Annotated in this window: 12 protein-coding genes, 1 pseudogene and 1 other annotated feature; of the genes and pseudogenes, 5 read left to right on the top strand and 8 right to left on the bottom strand. The window is 63.7% G+C overall.

Translation table 11 applies throughout. The features are described from left to right. Window positions 1-7: 7 nt before the first annotated feature. The 4 genes from CR157_RS06160 to CR157_RS22540 form a co-directional block, all read right to left on the bottom strand. Window positions 8-2,167: an EAL domain-containing protein gene (locus CR157_RS06160; RefSeq protein WP_110282600.1), complete on the bottom strand. Its 2,160-nt coding sequence runs from the start codon at window positions 2,165-2,167 to the stop codon at window positions 8-10. Continuing rightward, window positions 2,157-4,952 carry a hybrid sensor histidine kinase/response regulator gene (locus tag CR157_RS06165; protein WP_181421978.1) on the bottom strand — a complete coding sequence of 932 codons (2,796 nt, stop codon included), beginning with the start codon at window positions 4,950-4,952 and terminating at the stop codon, window positions 2,157-2,159. The genes CR157_RS06160 and CR157_RS06165 overlap by 11 nt, the downstream gene beginning before the upstream one ends. A gap of 130 nt (window positions 4,953-5,082) precedes the next feature. After that, a complete protein-coding gene (locus CR157_RS06170; RefSeq protein WP_258364076.1) occupies window positions 5,083-6,081 on the bottom strand; it encodes a GGDEF domain-containing protein in 999 nt (332 codons plus the stop codon). A gap of 16 nt (window positions 6,082-6,097) precedes the next feature. Continuing rightward, a complete protein-coding gene (locus CR157_RS22540) occupies window positions 6,098-6,574 on the bottom strand; it encodes an EAL domain-containing protein (RefSeq protein ID WP_258364077.1) in 477 nt (158 codons plus the stop codon). 21 nt (window positions 6,575-6,595) lie between these two features. Between CR157_RS22540 and CR157_RS06175 the strand changes: the two genes are divergently transcribed. From CR157_RS06175 to CR157_RS06195, 4 genes are all read left to right on the top strand, one after another. Beyond that, a complete protein-coding gene (locus tag CR157_RS06175) occupies window positions 6,596-7,372 on the top strand; it encodes an IS1380 family transposase (RefSeq protein ID WP_258364078.1) in 777 nt (258 codons plus the stop codon). A 340-nt stretch (window positions 7,373-7,712) separates the two neighbouring features. After that, window positions 7,713-9,698, top strand: a complete 1,986-nt coding sequence (locus tag CR157_RS06180; protein ID WP_110282604.1) for a sensor domain-containing diguanylate cyclase — start codon at window positions 7,713-7,715, stop codon at window positions 9,696-9,698. A gap of 412 nt (window positions 9,699-10,110) precedes the next feature. Then, a complete protein-coding gene (locus CR157_RS22185; RefSeq protein WP_146218655.1) occupies window positions 10,111-10,719 on the top strand; it encodes a biliverdin-producing heme oxygenase in 609 nt (202 codons plus the stop codon). 22 nt (window positions 10,720-10,741) lie between these two features. Beyond that, window positions 10,742-12,826, top strand: a complete 2,085-nt coding sequence (locus CR157_RS06195; protein WP_181421981.1) for a sensor domain-containing diguanylate cyclase — start codon at window positions 10,742-10,744, stop codon at window positions 12,824-12,826. A gap of 179 nt (window positions 12,827-13,005) precedes the next feature. Here CR157_RS06195 and CR157_RS06200 read toward each other — a convergent pair. Beyond that, window positions 13,006-13,790 (bottom strand): annotated as a pseudogene (locus CR157_RS06200) (IS3 family transposase); the annotation flags it as partial. Beyond that, window positions 13,396-13,512 (bottom strand) — a sequence feature (AL1L pseudoknot). (Overlaps the previous pseudogene by 117 nt.) A gap of 426 nt (window positions 13,791-14,216) precedes the next feature. On the opposite strand from CR157_RS06200, the gene CR157_RS22970 reads away from it, so the two are divergent. Then, window positions 14,217-14,348, top strand: coding sequence for a transposase (locus tag CR157_RS22970; RefSeq protein WP_146218656.1), 132 nt, complete (start codon window positions 14,217-14,219; stop codon window positions 14,346-14,348). 384 nt (window positions 14,349-14,732) lie between these two features. Here the strand turns inward: CR157_RS22970 and CR157_RS06205 are convergent, their stop codons facing one another. The 3 genes from CR157_RS06205 to CR157_RS06215 form a co-directional block, all read right to left on the bottom strand. Beyond that, a complete protein-coding gene (locus CR157_RS06205; RefSeq protein ID WP_219999885.1) occupies window positions 14,733-16,016 on the bottom strand; it encodes an amidase in 1,284 nt (427 codons plus the stop codon). After that, window positions 16,013-17,143 (bottom strand): M20 family metallopeptidase, encoded by a 1,131-nt coding sequence (locus tag CR157_RS06210; RefSeq protein ID WP_110282608.1) that lies wholly within the window; start codon window positions 17,141-17,143, stop codon window positions 16,013-16,015. The genes CR157_RS06205 and CR157_RS06210 overlap by 4 nt, the downstream gene beginning before the upstream one ends. A gap of 81 nt (window positions 17,144-17,224) precedes the next feature. Then, complete coding sequence (locus CR157_RS06215; RefSeq protein ID WP_110282609.1) at window positions 17,225-17,935, bottom strand: ABC transporter ATP-binding protein; 711 nt, start codon at window positions 17,933-17,935, stop codon at window positions 17,225-17,227. Between the last annotated feature and the right edge of the window lie 4 nt (window positions 17,936-17,939).

Here is a 17,939-nt window from a genome sequence, read left to right on the forward strand (position 1 = left end):
CTGGTGCTCAACCGAGGAGTTGCCAGGCCGCTTCCATGCGTTGCTCGAAGGGGCCTTCACCGGGGGGCAACGCCGCCACCCGAATGCTCGGCGAGAGCCTGGCCTGGTCGGGCGCCTGGCCGTCATTGCTTCGCTCGATGGCCCGGTGCAGTCGCCCACCGATCTCACGAGCCGTCTCGAGACCAACCCCCAACAGCAGAGCCGTGATTTCGGTGGCACGATAGCGACCGATCAAGTCGGCATCCTCGGTGCTCTCCATCATCAGAATAGCCAGGTCACGCAACTGGCGGTCGCCGATCTCCCGGCCGAAGAGCTTGTTGACGGCGGGGAGTTCTTCCAGCCTTACCGATACCACCGCCATGGGTAGGTTGAGGCGCCGGCACAGCTGGCAGGCCGCTTCGGCCTGCTCGCGAAAACTCGTGCGATTGAGCAGCCCGGTGCATTCGTCATGGCCATCCGTCGAGGAGAGGGCCAGTTCGTTTTCGACCATGCGGGCCAGGTCATCAAGGAGCTCGGCATCCCCTTCCCCGAAGGCTCGGGGCTCGGGATCGATCAGGCAGAGGGTGCCGACCTTCTCGCCGCCACGCAGGTAGAGGGGGCTTCCGGCATAGAAGCGGATGAAGGGGCTCTTCCTTACCAGCGGATTATATTTGAAGAGGGGATGGGTGCGGGCATCGGGAACCACCATCAGCTCGTCGCGCTCCAGCGTCTTGTGGCAGAAGGCGATATCGCGGGGGGTCTCCGCGACATCGAGGCCCTGGCGGGACTTGAACCATTGGCGGTCACGATCCAGCAGGCTGATCAGCGCGGTGGAGACACCGAAGAGGCGGCAGGCCAGCCGCGTGAGGCGGTCGAAGCGTGGCTCGGCGGGCGTGTCCAGCAAATTAAGGCTCATTATCGCCGCCAGTCGGCGCTCTTCGCGCTGTGCCTCGCGGCTGATGAACCAGTCGAGGACATCCTCCGGCGGCAGGGGGCGCGAGATCAGATAGCCTTGGGCCAGGCCGCACTTCAGCTCGTCGAGATAGTCGAGCGTCTCGCTGTCCTCGACGCCCTCGGCAGTGGTGTTCAGGCCGAGGCTGCGGCCGAGTTCCACCACCGAGCGGATCACCGCCCGGGACTCCTCCGAATCGGTGGCCGTCATCACGAAACGCTTGTCGACCTTGATCTCCGAGAAGGGCAAGCGTACCAGTTGCACCATCGAGGAGTAGCCGGTGCCGAAGTCGTCGATGGAGAGCTGGAAACCCTGGAGGCGCAGCCGAGTCAGGGTATCCAGGGAGGTCGTGGCATCCTGCATGGCGCTGGTCTCGGTTAGCTCAAGCACGATGCGTTGGGGTGCGATGCCACGCTCGCGACACAGCCGCAGGATGGCATCGAACAGATCGCTATTCCCCAGGGAGCGCGCGGAGACGTTCATCGATAGCAGGATGTCCTGAAGGACATGCTGCCCCACACGTTTGGCAGTATCCTCCGAAGAGATCTCTACGAGCCAGTCGAGGGCCTGCTCGGCCACCTGCAGGGTGAGACGATCGATCAGGCCATGGGCCTCGGCCAGGGGAATGAAGACATCCGGGGGAATGGCACCCAACTGGGGATGCTGCCAGCGGGCCAGAGCCTCGAAACCCACGAGGGTGCCGGTCCGGCAGCGGACCTTGGGCTGGTAAGCCAGGCGGATCTGGCCCAGCGTCAACGCCTGTTCCAGATCCTCCACGCTGGCTTGCCGAGTCGGAGTTCGCTCGCCAGGCAAGGCCGCGACGGGGCCCCCTTCCATCTCCACGGCCTTATACAGAAGCTCGCGAAGGCCGACGGCCGAGAAGGGCTTGGCGATGACGCCGACGATATCCAGGCCGTGCTCTCTCGCCGAACGCCCGGCGGCATCCAGTATCCGACTGCCTACCCCGCTGGTGATGATCAGCCGGGCCTGACTGCCCCGCCTGGCCAGTTCGGCCATCACCTCCACGCCATCCATTTCCGGCATGATCAGGTCGATGGCCAGGATATCCGGCTGCCAGAGCGTTACCTCGTCGAAAAAGGTGGCCGATGAGGTGAGGTGGCGCGCCTCGAAGCCGGCGAAATGGGCAATGCGCGCAATGGTCTCGCCGGTCATTGCCTCGTCGTCGAGGATCAGCAGCCGGGGCGGCTTTCCCTTGCCGGGTGTGTCAGTCTTCATCCAGGGTCTCTCTGATGAGTCTCAAGAGGGCGACGGGGCGATAGGGCTTGCCGAGGAATCGCACCCCCTCGTCCAGCCTACCGTTGTGAACGATGGCATTCTCGGTGTAGCCGGAGGTATAGACTACCTTGAGGTCGGGTTTGCGCTCGAGGGCAGCATTGGCCAGGTCCCTGCCGGTCATGCCGCCTGGCATCATGACGTCGGTGAAGAGAAGCTGGATGGTGGTGTCTGCGGCGAGCATTGCCAGGGCGCTGGGGCCATCGTTCGCCTGGCGCACACCATAGCCGGCGGCCTCGAGTTGTGCCACAACATATTCCCGGACCGTCGCATCGTCCTCAACCACCAGCAGGGTCTCGCTGCCCTTGAGACTCGCCGTGTCTCTAGCCGTAGGCCTGGGATCGGAAACGGCTTGCTGGATGCGCGGCAGGTAGAGCTTGATGGTGGTGCCTTCACCCTCCTCGGAATAGAGATTGACATGCCCGGCGGACTGCTTGAGGAAACCGAAGACCATGCTCAGCCCCAACCCCGTTCCCTTGCCCTTCTCCTTGGTAGTGAAGAACGGCTCGAAGACTCGCTCCCGGATGCCCTCGGGGATGCCCGTCCCGGTGTCGCTGACCGCGATGCAGACATAGTCGCCCGGGGCCAGCTCCAGGTGCTCGCCGGCGTACTGCGCCGAGAGCGAGACATTGCGAGTCTCGATGGTCAGGTGGCCGCCATCGGGCATGGCATCCCGGGCGTTGAGGGAGAGGTTGAGCAGTGCGCTCTCGAGCTGTGAGGGATCGATATTGGCCGCCCAGAGCCCTTGCCCCGGATGGAAGCGCAGCTCGATCTGCTCGCCCAGGGTCCGCCGCAGCAGCTCGGCCAACCCACGGATCAAGCGATTGATATCGGTGGGTTCCGGGGCCAGGGCCTGACGACGAGCGAAGGCGAGGAGGCGTTGGGTCAGGTCGGCCCCCCGCTTGGCGCTCTCGGCGATGGCCTGAACAAGCGGCGCCAGCTGGGTATCCTCCGCCAACGCCTCACCGAGCAGGTCGGCATTGCCCATCATCACGGTCAGCAGGTTGTTGAAGTCATGGGCCATTCCTCCGGTCAGGTGACCGATGGCCTCCATGCGCTGCGCCTCCTGGAGCTGGGCCTCGAGGCGTTTCTGCTCGGTGATGGTACGAAAATAGACCGCCAGGCCCTCCTCGCCCGGATAGGCATTGACCTCGAACCACTGAGCCAGGGGCGCATAGTAGAGGGTAAAGTGCTGCGATTCACCGGTTTCGACGGCGCTATGATAGCGGGGCCAGGCCTCGCTCCCCCGTGCCTCGGGAAATTCTTCCCAGACGTTGCGGCCCAGGAGCTCGGCGGCGGGTCGTTGCAGCACGCGTTCGGCCTGGTGATTGAGGTAGGAGAAACGCCAGTCCTTATCGAGCAGGTGGAAGGCGTCGCTCATGTTCTCGAGGCTGCGGGTCAACCGCTGGGCCAGCGACTGCTGGCGTACTTCGGCCTCGCGCTGGGCGGTGATGTCCTCGATGACCGCCACCAAGCTGACGATGGTACCGTGCATGTCGCGCTGGGCGGAGACGCTGTTCCGGCACCAGACCACACCGCCTTGGTAGTCCAGCAGGCGTTTCTCGATGATAAAGCCATTCGTCACCCCGGCCAGCAGGCGCCTGAGCTCGTCGAGATTGCCTTGCCTATCGTCGGGATGGGTGAGGGCGAGGAAATCGGTGGCCCTCAGGGCCTCCTCGGAATAGCCGAGCATGTCGCAGAATGCCTGGTTCGCGTACAGGAAGCGACCCTGGGTGTCGGCCTGCACGATGCCGGTGGCGGCCTCGGCAAAGAGGCGGCGCCAGTGCTCTTCGCTGCTGCGATGGCGCTCGAGCAGGGTCTTGAGCTCCCGGGCACGGGCGATCAGCTCCAGGTTCGTGGGTTCGATGGTCGGCGAGTCGTTGAGATAGTCGGTTACGTCCTCGGTACGGTGCAGGATCAGCGACAGCTGTCCTTGCTCGTCGAAGATCGGGACATTGATGGGGCTCCAGTAACGCTCCTCGAAGCCGCCCGTCGCGGGATCGGGAATCGGATAGCGCAGGACAGGCATGGTGTCGGGTTGGCCATAACGCTTGACCCGTTCCAGCGACGCGATCAGTTCCTCGACCCCCTCGGCATTCGACCGGTCGGGCGTCACCGGGAAGACCTCGAACAGCTGGCGCCCGATGATGGCCTCGCGGTCGGTATAGGTCGCCTCCAGGTAGGCATCACTGACCCCGACGATCCGGTAGTCGTCGGCGGTCAGGACCAGATAGAGGCCCGGGGCGGATTCGAAGATGGCACGAAACTGAGCCTTGAGGGCCTGTTCACGGGCCAACAACTCGCGGTTGTACCGTTCGACGGCATTGCGCTCGGTGATGTCATGCACCACCGAGAGCACCGAGACCACGTGGCCCTGATCATCGAGCTGGATGGAGTTGTGCCATTCGCATTCAATCTGAGTCCCATCCCTGGTCAGGTTGCGATTGGTCGACACATGCTGTCGTTCGATACCATCGAGAAGTCGCCCAATAACCTCGGCAACGGACTCGGCATCCTCGGGATGAACGAAGGCAAACTCGAAGGGGTGCAGGCCGATGACCGCCTCGGCCGGCCAGCCGAAAAGCACCTCGGCATGCCGCGACCAGCGCGAGATGTGAAACCCGCTGTCCCACTCGATCACCGCCAGGGGTAGGTTGTCGAGATGGAAGCTGAGCAACTCATGAGCCTGATGCAGGGATCGGTCGCTTACAGGATCCTTGGGTACCATGTTGATCTCCCTGATCGTCGGGTCTTTCCGATTTTTGGGACAATGTCTGGCGGTATGGTCGTCTATCGTCACTCGATTAGGCATGGTCGCCGCAATTGGCGGAGGTGGAGCCTTCAAGCTAACTGGCTGACTACGCCTGGGAGACTGTACGGTTGCGGCCCTGCTCCTTGGCCAGATACAGAAGGTCGTCGGCTCTATACAAGCACTCGTCCATTGTGCTGGTACCTGTCAAGGCGCAGACGCCGATGCTCGCGGTGATGGTCAGTGCCGAGGCGCCGTCATTGCGCATCGACGTCTCGGCCAGGCGCTGGTGGAGCCGCTCAGCGGCGTGCTCTGCTTCCATCACAGTGGTTCTTGGCAGCATAATCACAAATTCTTCGCCACCCCAACGGCCGATCACATCGATCTGCCGAAATACCTCCCGACAGAGCTTGGCGAATTTCAGGATGACCTCATCCCCGGCCTGGTGTCCCAGGGTGTCGTTGACCTTCTTGAAATAATCCAAGTCAATCAAGAGTATAGCGGCCGGGAGGGCTCCGCGCTGTATCAGCGCTACTTCCTGGGCGAAGCGCTGTTCAAAGGCCCGGCGGTTGAGCAGGCCGGTGAGCGGGTCGGTGGCGGCATGCCGGGTCAGCTCCCGTTTCGTTGCCTCCAGCTCGCGTATCAGCTCGGCCTGTTCACGGTGGGCCTGCATCAGTTCCATGTGCGCCATCACCTGGTTGGCGAGGGCCTGGAGCGCGAAGCGTTGGCGTTCGGTTAGCTCGCGGGGCTTGTAATCGAGGACACAGAGCGTTCCCAGCGGATAGGCATCACGGCTTTCCAGTAGCGCACCGGCATAGAAGCGCAGATGGGGTTCGCCGGTTACCAGGGGATTGTTGGCGAAACGCGCTTCCCGGGTGGTGTCGGGCACAATGAACAGCCCCGGCTGCAGAATGGCATGCGAGCAGATGGAGATATCCAGCGGGGTTTCACGCACGCCGAGCCCCTTCTCCGACTTGAACCACTGCCGATCCCGGTCAATGAAGTTGATGACGGCGATGGGAGCGTCGCAGATGAGCGAAGCCACCTCGACGATCTCATCAAACGCTGACTCCTCTGGCGTGTCGAGGATCTGGTAGTCCGCCAGCACCTGCAAACGTCGTGCTTCATACGCGATTGAGCAGGAAGGAGAGGAGGCAGCCATTAGCGGGACGTCGCTCCGATAAAACGATCATCAGGTAATCCAAAGTTACTAGCTGTGAGAACAAAAAGCTATGCAGCAAGTCGGAGTTGCGTCGTATCAGGTCCTGTTGCTGGTCCTGTTCCTCGATGCCCTCAGCGACCACCACCAGATCCAGGTGGTGGTCCATGATGATGATTCCCTGCACGATGGCGGCGTTGATGCGGTTGGTAGCGATGTCCTTGATGAAGGCACGGTCGAGCTTGACCTTGTGGATCGGCAGGTCGCGCAGGTAGCTCAAGCTCGAGAAGCCGGTGCCGAAATCGTCCAGGGCGACCCGAACGCCCTTCGCCTTGAGGGCATTGATCAACTCAATCGCCTGTTCGGCGCCGTCGAGCAACACGCTCTCGGTGACCTCCAGTTCCAGCAGCTCGGACGGCACTTCAACGGCTACTACGACCACTACATCTTTCTGCCGCTGTTCGTGTTCTGTGGCGATCAGCTGCTGGTCAGCTACCTGCGCCCGGCCTCGCTGGATACCGCCCACCACGCCGGTGCCATCCTTACCCTGCTGGTCCGGCGGCTGCGTCAGGCATGGCCCGATGTGACGATCGTCTTCCGTGGTGACAGCGGCTTCTGCCGCCCGCTGATCCTCAACTGGTGCGACCGCCACGGCGTCGATTACTTCATCGGTATCGCCGGTAACAAGCGCCTGGCCAAGCTGGCGCTGGACATTGATTACGAGTCGGCCATCCGCTTCGAGAAGACCTGGGAGAAGCAGCGCGTCTTCGGCTTCATCAAGTACGCCGCCGGCAGCTGGAAGAAACGCCGACGACAGGTGATCGTCAAATCCGAAACCAGCCGGCGTGGCTTCAACACCCGCTACGTGGTCACCAACCTGCGCGGCTGCAGCGCCGAGTGGCTCTACGACCACCGCTACTGCGCCCGAGGCGAGATGGAGAATCGCATCAAGGAGCAGCAGTTCCTGTTCTCCGACCGCACCAGCTGCCATGAATGGTGGCCCAACCAGTACCGGCTGCTGTTGGCCGGTCTGGCCTACCTGCTGATGGAACGGCTGCGTCGGGTGTACCTGAAGCGCACCGCGTACGCCACGGCCCAGGTCACCACCCTGCGCCTGAAGTTACTGAAGATCGGTGGCGTGGTGATCCGCAATACCCGGCGCGTCCGGCTGATGCTGAGCAGCCACTACCCCGATCAGGACCTCTTCCTCAAGCTGGCTCGCAAACTGGTGCCCGGATAGCGTCGCGGCGTGCTGTCCCCGGCACAGAAAATACATGGGGGTAGGGGGAAGTGCGTCCGGAGTCCATGAAATTGATCAAGAAATAGCCAATTTCATGCCCTGAGAGCCATCATGCCCACCGAGCCCGACATCTGGGTGCTTCTGGCCAGCCCAGTGCAATATCCGGGCTGGCGGGCAAGGCACACACGCCATGCGGGACCCGCCACGTTTCGGGATGACGATACGCGGCTTTTGCTGGATACTGCGCACGGTCAGCTAAGAGGCCCTTTCCATCCTGCTCCTGACCTCCTGAACCCCTCGCCTGCACAGATTGCGGCTGACCTGATTCGAGGTTTCACCCTTGATCCTTAAACCCCTCTGGGCCCGCCTGACAGTGGCCGTCCTGCTCCCCGTGGCGCTGGTCACCCTGATACTGACACCCATTTTCACCTCGCACCTGGAGGAGAGGATCGACGGCACGCGCCAGTCGGCCGAGTCGCTGCTCGCGGCCGAGTATGACCTGCTCTTGCGGGGCATGAACGAGAGCTTCAACCAGGTGCTGGCCACCGCGGAGTACCCCTTGCTGAGGCGCTTCCTGCTCCGACAGGCGGCTGCCGAGACGCCGACGTGGGGCCTTGCGGCGCAAAGCGACTGGGAGCAGCTGGAGGCGCTGTTCGGCACGCTGCTGACCCACTTCGGTCGCTACACCCGCTTGGCGGTGGTCGACACCGAAGGGCGTGAGTGGGTCGCCACTACGACCGTGTCCCGGCTGCCGCGGCCACCGGTGGTCGACCATGGCACAACGACCGCCTTCCGCAAGGCCATGAGCCTGCAGAGGCGGGACCTCTATGTCTCTTCCCCGCGCCTGGGCGCTTCCAGCGAGGAACAGGCGCCGGTGACCACCGTCATCGACATCACCACGCCGATCGTCGACGGTCAGGGCGAGCGGCTGGGCGTGCTGCTATTCACCCTCGACTGGTCACGACTCACCGCGACACTGCCCCATGCACGGGAGGAGGGCCCGGGCGAGGCCCTGCTGGTGGATACCCAGGGCCAGTGGCTGCTCCCCAACAGTGATGCCCCGGGCGAGCGCTTCGGCCGTTCGCTCATTGAGCGCTGGCCCGCCGCCTGGAACGCCATGTCCAGTCGCAATCACGGTATGGCCACCCTGGACGACCATCTGCTTGCATTCCGCAGCCACGATCTGCGTACTCAGCATTACCGCAGCCAGGCCGGGAAGATCCTCAGCGAGTCAGAGACCCAGCCCTGGCGTCTTGGCATCCTGATGCCGCGGCCCCGCCTCTGGGGGCTGCTCAGGGAGAACCCGGTGCAGCTGCTGGCCCTCGTCCTGGTCTACCTGCTGTCGGTGGGCTTCGGGGTGTTCTGGGTGCTCAGCGACCACCGCCTACGTGGACTCAGGCAGCGCGCCTTGGCGTTCTCCCGCGAGGCTCGCCAGTACGCCGGCGAGGTGCAGGACCTCTATGAGCACGCCCCCTGCGGCTACCACTCGTTGGATAGCGATGGCCGAGTCATCAAGATCAATCGCACCGAACTCGACTGGCTGGGCTATCGCGCCGACGAGGTGATCGACATACGCTACTACCGTGACTTCGTCGCCCCGGAGACTCGTGAGGCCTTCGACGCCGCCTTCCGGCAGGTGCTGGGCCGGGGGCAGGAGGGGAGCGCCGAGTGCGAGCTGCTATGTCACGATGGCACCCGCCTACCGGTGGCCATTCAGGCCACCGCCCAAGTCACCGAGGAGGGCTTCCAATACTCCCGGGCTACAGTGTTCGATCTAAGTGAGCGCAAGCAGATGGAGGCGCGGCTGGCGCGACAGGCACTCACCGACCCGCTCACCGGTCTGGGCAACCGCCGCTACCTGGAGAACCAGGCGGCCATGGAGATCGCCCGCGCCGAACGCAGCGGGGCGCCGCTGACGTTGATCGCCATCGACCTCGACCACTTCAAACGCATCAATGACACCTACGGCCACGACGTGGGAGACCTCGTGCTGCAGGCCTTTGCCGACTTGGCCCGCCAGGTACTGCGTGACGGCGATATGCTGTGTCGCATGGGTGGCGAGGAGTTCTCCGTGCTGCTGCCCGACACGAATCGGGAACAGGCCCTGCGGGTCGCCGAGAGACTGCGGGAGGCCGTCGCCACCACGCCCACCAAGGTCGGCCAAGCCGGGCCGGAAAACGGCACGCTGGCCTATACCGCCTCGCTGGGCGTGACGCTGGTGTGTGCCGGAGAGTGCACCCTGAAGCCGGCGATCAAGCGCGCCGACCAGGGCCTCTACGCCGCCAAGGAGACAGGGCGTAACCGCGTGCAGTGGGAAGAGGCCTGAAGGGGGAGGCCTTCCGGCAACGGTGCGCCATCATGCAGGCGTCTTGAGCTTTCTCGGCGCTGCACTCAAGCTCTCAGGAAACCGACAAGGACGCCCAGGAGTCCCTATGACCGATATCCACCACCTGCTGAACGTCACCGAGCATGGCAGCGGCACCACTCCGCTGCTGATGATCCATGGCTTCGGCAGCGACTAGACCGCCTGGCGGCGGCTGCTGCCCTACCTGGAGGCCGACTACCGACTAATCCTGCTGGACCTTGCCGGTTTCGGCTGTGCAGCACCCGAGGCCTTTGAGGCCAGGAAAGTCACATTGACCGGTGTCCACGATTACTGGGTAAGATCACACCTTGCTCCAGGCGTCGGTTGGGACCAGGCATTCTGCCATCCGCCATTCATACAAGGACAGCACCGGGTGAACGAATCCCCTTGTCAACTGCTCGATCACCTGCGCCAGGCGACCCGCAGCGAACATCACGCCCTGGACAGGCATCCACGCCTGAACGGCCTGCTGCGACCCGGGCTCGACCTTGACCGCTATGGCGACGCCCTTCTCGGGCTCTATCCGGCACAGCACTACCTGGAGCAGGTCGCCGGGGCGGCTATCGACCGTCTCCGCTTGGATTACCGGTTGTGGCGGCGGACAGCCAGCCTGAGAGATGACATGGAACGTCTCGGCCTGACCCCCACGGAGGCTGTTTTGCCGCCCATGGCGCAGCCGCGTTCCCACGGCGAGCTGATCGGCCTGCTCTATGTGCTGGAAGGCTCGCGCCTCGGTGCCCGGCTGCTCGCCGACCGGGTCCGCGCCTGCCTTGGGGCCGACACGCCGCTGAGCTTCTTCGCCGATGCCGGCGGAGCAGATATCTGGCCGGCCTTTCGCCGTTTCGTGCAGGTAGAATGTGTGCAGCTGCACGGCAAGGAAGACGAGAAGGAAGCCGCTGCCAGCATGGCGCAGCAGGCCTTCGCGAAGTTTAGCCAGAGCCTCAATGTCTCGCGACCCGTCACCACCCTGGCCATCCTCTGAACCCACCGCCTGGAGCCTGCGCGTGCCCAACACCCAGTACAGTGATGCCGAGATCGCCGCCGCCCTGGAGGCCTGTGCCCGTGAGCCGGTGCACATCCCCGGCGCCATCCAGCCGATGGGCTGCCTGGTGAGCCTGGATGCCGCCATGGAGCGAGTTCGCCAGGTCAGCGCCAATATCGAGGTCTTCCTGGGTATTGGCGTGACGGATGCCCTGGCCGGTGAGGCCAGAGAGGTGCTGGGCGACGAGTTGATGGATCTCCTGGGCACCGAACTGGTGAAGCAGGACAGCTCGGCCTCCGTGCTTACCGCCCAGCGCGAGGTGTGGGGCGAACGACGTCGCTTCCACGTGGTGGCCTATCACAGTGGCGACGCTGTCGTCGTGGAACTGGAACACCTGATGTGCCCGGATAGACATCGCCTGCTGGACAAGGTGAACGACTGGCTGGTCGAAGTGAATCAGATCGACGCCGCCGATACACTCCTCGATGCCCTGACGCGGCGGGTGCAGGAGCTGACCGGCGACGAGCGGGTGATGGTCTACCGCTTCGACGAGAAGTGGAACGGTCGGGTGATCGCCGAGACCTGTCTGCCCCAGGCAGAGAGCTTCCTCGATCACTACTTTCCGGCCAGTGACATTCCTGCCCAGGTACGCCGGCTCTACGACATGAACCGGGTGCGCAGCATCCCCGATGCCTCGGCACCGGCGGTTCCCCTGGTGCCGCCCAGTGGCCCTGGCGAGGCGGCGCCACTGGACATGTCGCGGGGGGTGCTGCGCGCGGTCGCGCCGATTCACCAGGAGTACCTCACCAACATGGGCGTCGGTGCCTCGCTGTCGATGGCCATGCACGAGGAGGGGAGGCTCTGGGGCCTGCTGGCCTGTCACGGCCTGGAACCCAGGCCGCTGGAGGCCGACCTGCGAGATGCTCTGTGCGCCCTGGCTCAGATTGCCATGGGTCGGCTGATGCTGCTGCGCACACGCGCCGACACCCACCTTCTTCACGGCATCCACGACAGCAACGAGATTCTCTCCGATGAAAGGGGGCGCCTTCTCGGGCCGGATGGCCTGATACAGCGCCACGGCGCGGAATGGCTCGAACTGCTGGATGCCGAAGGCATCGCCCTCGTCACCGGGAAAGAGAGCTGTGGCCTGGGGACCCTGCCGGCCGAGGAGAATCTGGTTGCCATGGCCGACTGGCTGAGCCGCCACCAGGGTCCCGACACCCCCTGGCACACCCAGGCGCTGGCAAGGACACCCCTGGCGATTTGGCAGGAGGGCAACCTCTGTGGCCTGTTCGCCGTGGCCCTGCCCACCGAGTCGAGCCACTGGCTGATGCTGTTTCGCCGCGAGCAGCGACACAGCAGGCGCTGGGCCGGCAAGTCCGAGGATACCCCCATGCTCCGCGACGGGCAGCTGGTCATGACGCCGCGCCGATCCTTCGCCCAATGGCAGGAGGAGGTGAAGGGGCGTAGCCGCGCCTGGCGGGCCATCGAGCGCCGTGCCGCCGGAGACCTCGCCAAGAGTCTTGCCGTCCTGACCTCCACCCACGAGATCGCCCAGCTCAATGAAAGACTTCATCACGCCAATTGCAAGCTCAAGAGCCTGGCCTACAGCGACAGCCTGACCGGCACCTGGAACCGTTACCGCATGGAGAAGGCGATCGACGCCGAGCTCAATGCCGCCGAACGCCACGACAGACCCTTCGCCGTGCTGCTGTTCGACATCGATCACTTCAAGCACTTCAACGATACCCACGGTCACGAGACCGGCGATCAGGTCCTGGTGACATTGTGCCGAGTCCTGCAGAACATCCTGCGCCCCACCGACAACCTGGGCCGCTGGGGTGGTGAGGAGTTCATCGTGCTGGCCAGCGACTGCGACCTGGTCGGGGGCCTGCATCTTGCCGAACGCCTCAGGCAGAGCACCGAGGAACCGGACCTGGGTAACCTGGGCGGAGTGACCATCAGCATCGGCGTGGCCACCTGGTACCCCGGCGACAGTCGCAAGACCCTGGTCGCCCGGGCCGATCAGGCCATGTACCGGGCCAAGGAAGGGGGCCGCAACCAGGTGGAAACCGAGGCATCGAGCATCATTCCGCCTTCCCCTTGATTCACGGCATGACAAACCCCGTCCTGCCATCATCATCCATGCATGCAAGAGGCCGCCGATCGATGATCGGCGGCCTCGAGGTGTCGCGACCTGCCGGCGCGGGCCGGCGGGAAAACTTACTAGGCGGCCTTGGCAGTCTTGGGAACCGCTTCCTTAATAGCCTTGGTGGCGGTTTCGGCGTCAATGACGAAGGCGACATAGACGAAGCCCTGCCAGGTCGCGACATAGGTGAAATCCGACACCCACAGCGCGTTCGGCTGAGTCGGTTGAAACTGCCGCTGCACCAGGTCCGCCGGAGAGGTCTTGTTGGGATCTGGCACGGTCGTACGGACCGGCTTGCCTCTCACCACGCCACGCAGCCCCATCCGGCGCATCAGGCGCTCGACGGTGCAGCGAGCGGCTGGGATAGCTTCTCGATGCAATTGGCGCCAGACCTTGCGGATACCGTAAACACCGAAGTTCTCGTCCCAGACGCGCTGGATATCAGCGCACAGCCAGTGATCGCGCTGGACTCGGGGCGGCGCGCAGTCAGGCTGGGCTTCACGGGCCTTGTGCTCGTAGTACGTCGACGGGGCGATCGGCAGGACACGGCAGATCGGCTCGACCCCGTACGACTCCCGGTGATCATCGATGAACTCGATCATCACTTGCCGCGGCGGTCGAGCTCCGCCTGGGCAAAATACGCGGACGCCTTACGCAGGATCTCGTTGGCCTGCTTCAACTCCCGGTTCTCGCGCTCCAGCGCCTGGATCCGCTCACGCTCTGAGGTCGTAGTGCCTTCCCGGCGACCTGCATCACGCTCGGCCTGCCGGACCCAGCTCCGCAGGGTTTCCGGCGTGCAGCCGATCTTGGGGGCAATGGCGCCGATGGCCGCCCACTGCGAGGGGTAGTCGGCCTCGTGGTCGAAGACCATGCGTACCGCCCGCTGGCGTACCTCGGGAGAGTATCGTTTTGATATGCTCATGGCTCCATCCTCTCAAGGTCTGGAGCCTCCGGGAATCCCGGGACGGTTCAGTGCTCTCCTTGACGCCTTCCTGGGCCTTCTGTTCTCTTCGGTCAGCTTCTGGCTGTCCTTGACGAAGTCCTGCTGCAGGGAGACGACCTTTTCGGTGTCTGCCTTCAGCCCGCCTATTTCACCAGGGTGCCGTCCAAGCAGGATTTCGGGGCTGTCCGGCGGCACCCGCCCCCTGAGGGCCGGTATTCTCCTATCAGAAGCTCGGTGCTAATAGCCTGAGACCCTGATCTTGCTCTTTTTTTTATAGTCATTCGTTATACGTGACTGACCACCCGCACGAGTGACCCTCGGCGAAGCGCTGACAGGGGGACGGGGGCAGCGGCGCCTGCGGCGTCCCGAGCGGCCAGTGACGTGTCGTCGATCTTTGCCCCGGTGATGGCGCCCGATGAGGCGCCAGAGCATGACGCACGAGGCTGGGAGATCGAGGCAGGCCAGGCCATTGCCCTCAGCCATGCCGAGTTCGAGGCCTTGATCGAAGGCTTTGATCTGGTGGTCACGAAACGCTGAAAACGCTGGCATCCCAAGCTGTCAACGGCCTAATGGGGTGGTAAACAGAAGCTTGATTCAACAAGGAATTTCACCCTGTGTCCTCGGCATCCTTGGAGGAGAAATATCAGCAGGCGCTGGTCGATAACTCGGCGCTCAAGATAAAGAATGCCTCGCCCCAATTAGATCAGTTCAAGGATGTCGGGTGCAATGCTGAGAGACGTCCTGATGAACCCTGCTGCTCTCATCAGTAGCACCATACGCCTGAACCATGGCCAACCGGCAGCCCTCGAGAGGGCTGCCAAAGACGTCATGCAGATGCGGGAACCGATGATCAACCGATGACGCTGCTCCGTCTCAAGTCTCCTCTGAGCATGACCCGATCGATCGGTAAGGCGGCAGCCGCTAGCCTTCATTCAACCGCGAGAACAGCCACTCGGCGATACTCAAGGTAGCCAGATCACCATCCCGGGGGCCGATCAGTTGCACGCCGACGGGCATACCGCTGGCACCTGTCAAGCCAGGCACGTTGACGCAAGGTGTACCAAGCAATGTCCAGATGCGGCTGAAGACGGGGTCACCCGTTCCTGCGGCATGTGCCGGCGCTTCCCCCGGGGCGCTGGGTGCCAGCAGGACATCAATATCCATGAAGACCCGACCAAGCTCGGCCCGACAGCCCCGCGCGGTTTGCCGGGCCCGGTCATAACGCTCCGCCGGCACGCCGCTACCCTCATCCAGCAGCGCCTTGAGCTGGCTGCTGAGCCGATCGCCATGCCGGTCACGCTCGAAGGCCAGGCTGCGACTGGCTTCATAGATCATGATGGTGTGTTGGGCCGCGAGGAGCTCATCGAAACTGGCCGGCAACCTCACGTTGTGCACCTCGCCGCCAGCGTCCCGGATACACATCACCGCCTCTTGCAGGGCCTGCTCGGTATCCGCCGTGGCGGCCTCCCACTGGGGCGTAAGGCATAGCCCCACCCTCGGAAGATGTGTTGTTGGCCATAACGGGGCCAGATCGCGCCCACTCAGCACGCCAGCCAATCGCCCGACATCCGGAACATTGCGGGCGAACACGCCAACCGTATCCAGCGACCAGGCAGCGGGCTTGAGCCCCGCCGTATTGATCAGGCCATAGGTAGGTTTGTACCCCACCACGCCGCAATAGGACGCGGGTCGAATGATGGAGCCGGCGGTCTGGGTACCAAGGGCCCACGGCACCATGCCATCCGCCACCGCCGCGGCCGAGCCACTGGACGAGCCCCCCGGTGTGCGCTCTAGATCATGAGGGTTGCGCGTGCCGCCGGGCGAGTAGAAGGCGAACTCCGTGGTCACGGTCTTGCCCATGACGATGCCCCCGGCGCGGCGAAGCAGTGCCACCACTGCGGCGTCCGAGGCCGGCCGATGGTCGGTGTAGATGGCCGAGCCACACCCGGTCGGCATGTCATGGGTGCTGAACAAGTCCTTCACCGCGACAGGCACACCATGCAGCGGCCCCTGTGATGCTGATGAATCCCGACGGTGGGCCTCCTCGAGCGCCCGACGCTCATCGAGATATTGCCAGGCGGCGACATCAGGCTCGCGGGCCGCCACGCGTTGCAGACATTCCCGCATCAGCGCCTCGCTGGTGAGGTCACCGGTCCTGATCGCTGTCAGGCCGTCTGTGGCGGTGCGCCATGTGGGGGGAGTCACGAGGCATTCCAGTGGGTCATGATGGCGACATAGGCCGCCTTGGCCTGCTCGATGCGATCGACAAAGCAGTATTCATCCGTCTGGTGGGCGAGTGACGCCTCCCCAGGCCCGAGAATAATGGTCGGAATATCGCCGTAGTATGGTGTGAGTGCTGAGGCATCGGTGAAATAGTTGACCCCGCGCGCGTCGGGCATGTCCCCGAGCACGGGCTGCATGATGGCAAATACCTCCCGCACCCAAGCATGCTGGGGGTCGGTCCATACGCCATCCAAGTCGATCACAGTTTCCAGCTCGCTCAAGTCGGGAGCGAGATGCCCCCCGAGGCCATCGCGGAGAGCATCATGCGAGGCGCCCGGCGTCGTGCGAATATCGATGCCGATACGACACAAATCCGGCACGGAGTTCATGTTCAGGCCACCTGAAATGGTACCGACATTCAGCGTATCACTGCCGAGCACCGCATGCGGCGGTCGGTGAAACTCGAAGGCCTCGAGCTTGGCAACGACCCGCGCGGCCTTGTACACGGCATTGACGCCATGCTGGGGCATCGACCCATGCGCGGTGACCCCCTGCGTGAGGGCATTGAGCCAGAGCGCCCCCTTGTGCCCGACCATGGGAAAATTGCTGGTCGGCTCGGCCACGATCATGGCACCGGCCTCGCCGAGCAGATCCCCCTGCGTAGCGAGAAAATACGCCCCCTCACAGCCGGTTTCCTCGCCGGCAGTGATCACCAGAACCACGCCGGACCCCTCATCGAAGGTATCCGCCAGATCGATGGCCGCGGCGACGAAGGCAGCGACGCCCGCCTTCATGTCGGTGGAACCGCGTCCGTAGAGCTTGCCATCGATGATGTCACCGGAAAACGGATCGACGCTCCAGGGCTGGGCGCCGAGGGGCACCGTATCGATATGGCCTGTGAAACAGATCGGCTTGCCAGAGTGCCCCCCCCGACGCGCGATGACATTACTGCGCCCCTCCTCGCCCTCCGGATAGGTCACCGTGAAGCCCGCCGCCGACAGCAACTGCCCGATATGATGGGCGCACTCGCGCTCCTGCCCGGGGGGGTTGATGGTGTTGAACTGTACCAGTGCCTGGGTCAGCGCCACGGGATCGACCGAACTCGGCATGATGAACCTCTCCTGATGAATGGAATCGACCTGCGGCGATGCTGGCCGGTGGGACCCGACAGGGTGCCTGTGGACTTGCCCTCAGCCGAAATAGGCCTGATGAACCTCATCGTTCTCACTCAAGGCCTTGGCATCACCTTCCGCCACCACGCCTCCCTTGCTCAGCACATAGCCGTAGTCGGAAATCGCCAGGGTCTGGCGCATGTTCTGCTCCACCAGAAAGATGGTCACCCCCCGCTCGTTGATGCGCTCGATGATGCTGAAATTCTCCTTTACGAACAGCGGCGACAGCCCAAGCGAGGGCTCATCGATGAGCAGCAGTTGCGGTGAGCTCATGAGCCCCCGGCCGATGGACAGCATCGCCTGTTCGCCGCCGGACATGGTCCCGGCGAGCTGGACATGGCGCTCTTTCAGGCGCGGAAAGATCTCGTAGGCTTCCTCGATGCGCTCACGGATCACCGCGTCGGACTTCACCTGATAGGCCCCCAGGCGCAGGTTTTCCTCGACGGTAAGCTTGGGAAACACCTTGCGCCCTTCAGGAATGCAGGAGATGCCATTGGCGATTACCTTGTGGGTCGACAGGCCGGTAATGTCCTGCCCGTTGAAGGTGATCCGCCCCTCGCGCGGTACGGTCAGTCCCAGGATGGAGCGAATCAGGGTGGTCTTGCCTACCCCGTTGGACCCGAGCAGGCAGGTAATCTTCCCCGGCCGCACCGCGAGGGAGACGCCCTCCAGCACATCCGCCTTGTCATAGGCGGTATAGACGTTCTCTATCTTTAGCCCTTCGGTCATGACA

The organism is Halomonas sp. LBP4 (genome assembly GCF_003202205.1).
GTDB classification, from domain to species: domain Bacteria; phylum Pseudomonadota; class Gammaproteobacteria; order Pseudomonadales; family Halomonadaceae; genus Halomonas; species Halomonas flagellata.

Coding starts and splice junctions, on each gene's coding strand:
- CR157_RS06160 (WP_110282600.1), bottom strand. CDS start 2,167: ATGAAGACTGACACACCCGGCAAGGGAAAGCCGCCCCGGCTGCTGATC.
- CR157_RS06165 (WP_181421978.1), bottom strand. CDS start 4,952: ATGGTACCCAAGGATCCTGTAAGCGACCGATCCCTGCATCAGGCTCAT.
- CR157_RS22970 (WP_146218656.1), top strand. CDS start 14,217: ATGGCGCCCGATGAGGCGCCAGAGCATGACGCACGAGGCTGGGAGATC.
- CR157_RS06210 (WP_110282608.1), bottom strand. CDS start 17,143: ATGCCGAGTTCGGTCGATCCCGTGGCGCTGACCCAGGCACTGGTACAG.
- CR157_RS06215 (WP_110282609.1), bottom strand. CDS start 17,935: ATGACCGAAGGGCTAAAGATAGAGAACGTCTATACCGCCTATGACAAG.